Annotated in this window: 4 protein-coding genes and 1 pseudogene; 1 reads left to right on the top strand and 4 read right to left on the bottom strand. The window is 35.7% G+C overall.

Annotated elements, in window-relative coordinates:
- The 4 genes from KXG62_RS33620 to KXG62_RS33635 form a co-directional block, all read right to left on the bottom strand.
- A partial coding sequence (locus KXG62_RS33620; RefSeq protein WP_218096364.1) for a class I SAM-dependent methyltransferase occupies positions 1–1,050 on the bottom strand: 1,050 nt, incomplete at its 3' end.
- Positions 1,050–2,276 (bottom strand): ABC transporter ATP-binding protein, encoded by a 1,227-nt coding sequence (locus tag KXG62_RS33625; RefSeq protein ID WP_218096365.1) that lies wholly within the window; start codon positions 2,274–2,276, stop codon positions 1,050–1,052. The genes KXG62_RS33620 and KXG62_RS33625, both read right to left, overlap by 1 nt.
- Complete coding sequence (locus KXG62_RS33630; protein WP_218096366.1) at positions 2,266–3,090, bottom strand: ABC transporter permease; 825 nt, start codon at positions 3,088–3,090, stop codon at positions 2,266–2,268. The genes KXG62_RS33625 and KXG62_RS33630 overlap by 11 nt, the downstream gene beginning before the upstream one ends.
- Positions 3,091–3,283: 193 nt before the next feature.
- Complete coding sequence (locus KXG62_RS33635) at positions 3,284–3,985, bottom strand: IS3 family transposase (protein WP_218096367.1); 702 nt, start codon at positions 3,983–3,985, stop codon at positions 3,284–3,286.
- A 271-nt stretch (positions 3,986–4,256) separates the two neighbouring features.
- Between KXG62_RS33635 and KXG62_RS33640 the strand changes: the two are divergent.
- Positions 4,257–4,703 (top strand): annotated as a pseudogene (locus KXG62_RS33640) (IS4 family transposase); the annotation flags it as partial.

A 4,703-nucleotide genomic window follows, 5' to 3' on the forward strand; every position in this document is an offset into this window, starting at 1 on the left:
GTTATCAATTATTAATTGTGGATCATTATTATAACTAACAAATAACTTGTCATTATCATTAAGTTTTAATGCTCCAGAAACACTTGTTAATTCTTCAAAAGAAGTCCCTTCATTCCAACGAAGGTTAGTATTCTCATTTGTCAATTGAATATCTATTATTTCAAAAAAACCTAATTTATTAATAGGATCAATTCTTAGCGATTTATTAAAAGGTGGCAAGATTATCTCAATGGAATTTTCCCCGTATTTTAATGTTTTTTTTATAGTATTATTTTCATTGAAAAACCCTTCCTCTTGCCAAAAAACTTGAAGATATAACATCTGCGTAAAAGAGTGATCTTTTATATCCAAATAGCACTGTTTTTTTTTGACCTCATCGTTCCTTTGCAAGACAGTAATATATTGATACACATGCGGGTCTGGACGGTCAATCAAAATTTGTTTAAACATAGAAGGGTATTTTTCATATGATTGATTAAATTCAGTTTGGTCGGGTATTAATATTGTCCCATCCCAAGAAACTGGTGTTAGTCCAACTTCTTCAAACATATTCAAAAGACTTTTTTTAGTAAAAAACTTAATATGTGTTTCATCAAGCAATCCAAGTTTGTTGTATTCGAATTTCCCTTCTAACAGTTCTAAAATAATTGCACTGTGACCTATATTAGGGACTGAAGTAATAATTTTACCGTTTTTCTTCAGAAAAGGGATTGCATATCGCAAAACATTCTTAGGTTCACGCAAATGTTCTAATACATCTGCAAATAATATATAATCATAATAATCATTTTGCAGATTAGTTCCCCAATCTAAGTTATCTAAATTTGCAACAATCATTTTATTAGAATATTTAGAAGCCCTCTTCGCTGCATCTCTATCAATTTCAACACAATCAATAGTACACCCAAGTGACTCCTTTAAATACTTAGTCATATAACCCGTGGCAGGCCCTAACTCCAATACATTAGAACCTGGGGCTATTTGATTTATGATTTTTGATACTGAGTTGTTTTCATCTGACAAATTTAATTCATGGTCATATTTTAGCATTATACTGTACTCCTTGTTTCCCAATTATGATTAAGGTATACAAGTCCTTCAGCGAGATACTCACCTGAATTAATTCTAAAATAGTCAGTCTTGCATTTGTAATCAAGTTTAACAACAGCAGAACTATCAAAAAAACCAATTTCCAAAAAATAAGTACCCGGCAATAAGCTTACTCCTTTGTAATTTAATAGAAGTTGATAGTTGCCAGGTTCACTAGGCAAACTGACAGAATCCAATTTAGTATTTAACCCACATATATACTTGTTCTCTTTATCATATAAAGCGATTCCCCCAACAATCCCCTTGTAGCTTTGATGTATAGAATAGCTTACAATAATTGAGATATCTTGCATAAATTCGAAAGATTTTTTTTTATGTCCAAACTTATCTATAAACGCTATTTCATTTATTGTTAATATTTCCCTATTAGTCTCCGAGGGAGTAGAATTTACGTTTAAATCTTGACTCCCGACCCCTAGTCGCATAAAATCCTGATATTCTTCGACAATTAATTTAACATCACCACGTGCATGGACTTCTCCATTCATCATCCATATAGCTTGATCGCAAAAATTTCTCACGGTGAATGAATCATGACTAACAAATAAAATTGTTTTTCCTTCTTTTTTAAAAGATTTCATCTTCTCTATACATTTCAATTGGAAATGCATATCTCCTACAGCAAGGGCTTCATCTATTATCAGAATATCAGGATTCACATGAATAGCACACGAAAACGCAAGCCGTACAAACATTCCTGAAGAGTATGTTTTAACTGGTTGATCTATGAATTCACCAATTTCCGCAAATTCTTCTATAAGCGGTAATCTTTCCTTTATTTCATCTATTGTTAACCCCATTATTGCACCATTCATGTATACATTTTCTCTACCCGTGTATTCTGGATTAAAACCACTTCCCAATTCTAATAAAGCGGCTACACGACCGTTAACTTCAACCTCACCACTTGTAGGTTTCAAAATATTTGCGATTATTTGTAGTATCGTGCTTTTACCAGAACCATTTTTACCAATAATCCCAATAACTTCCCCTTTTTTCACTTCAAACGAAACATTATTAAGCGCCCAAAATTCTTTGTAATAATCCTTGGATTTTTTTTTAAAGATTTTTTGCTTTAACCTATCCTGTGGCTTATCGTATATTTTAAAACATTTGCTTACACCTTTTAAAGAAATTGCTATGTTAGAAGTATCTTCATAAGACATCCGAAAAACCTCCTCTGGTTTTTTGGAACCAGATATATCCTAAATAAGTTATTAATGAACTAATAACAATACCTATGAATAACCAATTCCAGTTCGGTAAATTCCCCCATATTAGAACATTTCTAACATCTTCTACAACATATCCAATAGGATTAATCATATAAATCCATTTAAACTGGTCTGGAATTATAGAGACAGGATAAAAAATTGGACTTAGAAACATAAGTCCTTGAATCGCTAAGCTTAACACCTGCCCAATATCTCTAACAAAAACACCTAAAGAAGCAAAAAACCAACTAAAACCTAGCGAGGAAAGAATAATCGGCAAAATGACTAACGGAAAAAATATAATGGTCCAAGAAATATTCCCAATAAAAAAAATGATGCCTAATAGTAAGATTATACAACTGATTAGCATGTGCGTTAATGCAGAAAGCAAAGATACAATTGGTAATATCTCTAATGGAAATATTACTTTCTTTACATAAGAAGAATTTCCAAGAATTAAACCAGGAGCTCTTGTTACTATTTCAGAAAATAAACTAAAAGCTATAATTCCACAAAATAAGACTATTGCAAATTCGGTTGTATTAGCCGATGTACTTGTATCCCATCGTGATTTTAAAACAAGACCAAAGAAATAAGTATAAATAACTAACATAATAATTGGATTTAATAATGCCCAAAACATTCCAAGGAACGAACCTTTATACCTGTCTGTTATGTCTCTTTTTGTAAGTTGAATGATTAGTTGTCGATTTTTTCGTATTGTATGAAGTATACTTATAGGCGAATAATCTTTTGAATTTAACATATCTTTCCCCTTAAATTGTGTCGAATGATGTTATTAAAACACGATTTCAGATTCATTTTAACAAATACCCACCTAATTTACTAGAGAAAGATAATGAGACTCTTTTTAATGGATGACCCTTCCCTGAAAATGTAGACAGTTAGAATCCCTCAACAAAACCGTTTACCTATCGGGTGATTACCGGTTTTCATATTTAAAGGCGCCACGTAACCATTGAATGGGTGCGTTCTCCCACGGTTATAAAAAATTCAATGTACTCGTAGATAGCCTTTTTAGCCTCACTTCTAGATTTAAAAGTGCGCTCGTCGAGCCACTCCATCTTGAGCTTGCCCCAGAATGATCCCATCGGTGAATTGTCATAGCAATTACCTTTGCGGCTCATACTGCAAACGAATCCGTATTTCTTTAGAAGCTTCTGGTATTCCTTACTCGCATATTGCACGCCTCGATCCGAATGAACAATTAAGCCTGTTGAAGCGCCAGTACGGCCAATCGCCTGCTTTAATGTATTGGCAATCAGCTCTGTCTTCATCCGACTGTCCATAGCCCATCCTACGAGTTTACGTCCGTGCAAGTCCATCACACCAGCGAGGTACAGCCATCCTTCAGCTGTTGGAATATAAGTAATATCCGAAAACCATTTCTCATTTGGTTTGCTCGTCGTAAAATCTTGACGGATGAGGTTTTCCGCTACCGGTAGATCGTGTTTCGAGTTCGTTGTTGCTTTGTATTTCTTCACAACCTTGGAACGAATACCATTCTGCCCAATTATGCGAGCCACTCGTCCGCGACTTGCTTTCTTTTCATGCGGCAGATTGTTAGTGATCTGTGGCGATCCGTAGATTCTAGAGCTCTTTACATGAATTTCTTTAATCGTCCCAAAAAAGTTCGCGATTCTCCTTGCTTCGCTTGCTCTCTGGACGAGTTATGTGCGCAAAATAACCGCTTCTAGAGACATTAAGGGCCTGGCAAATCTTCGCAATCCGAAATTCGAAGTGGTGTTCATAACTCAACTTTCGCATCTAATAAATCAGCCTAAGTCCGTGTGCGCACTGGATTTGTGATCAATAAGATTCCCTGCTTGAAAAATAGAAAAACACCGCTTCTTTTGGTAAAGTGAGAGTGTCGAAGTCACACTACTACCACACAGAAGAGGTGTCCTCTATATGATAGAACAAAAACTATCCATTGATCAACTGCCAGCAGAAATTAAGCCGGCTTTCCAGGAACTGAAGGTCATCAAACACTTGAATGAAGCTGGCTTTAAGAAGAAATTTGGCTTCACTTGTGCGACCTTGTTCCGAATCATATTTGTGCTGCTATTTCAACAGAAGAATTGGTTTCGTCTAATCGAAAGCCGGCGGGGCACCAATTATCCGGGGAAAGATACCGTGTATCGTTTTCTCAACCACAGCGGGTACGCTTGGCGCCGCTTTTTAACTCTATTGAGCCTCGAGACCGTTCATCGCATGGAAAATCTGACCTCGGATATGCGCGAGACAGCGTTCATCTTCGACGATTCAATGTTTGAACGTAACCGGAGCAAGGTTGTCGAGATGCTCGCACGCTTCAAAGATCATGCTACCGGAGCGTACTACAAGGGTTTTCGCATG

Source organism: Paenibacillus solanacearum (genome assembly GCF_910593845.1).
GTDB lineage: Bacteria > Bacillota > Bacilli > Paenibacillales > NBRC-103111 > Paenibacillus_G > Paenibacillus_G solanacearum.

What these genes read in the sequence shown, in the direction of transcription:
- KXG62_RS33625 (WP_218096365.1), bottom strand. Translation starts at nt 2,276, where the DNA reads ATGTCTTATGAAGATACTTCTAACATAGCAATTTCTTTAAAAGGTGTA.
- KXG62_RS33630 (WP_218096366.1), bottom strand. Translation starts at nt 3,090, where the DNA reads ATGTTAAATTCAAAAGATTATTCGCCTATAAGTATACTTCATACAATA.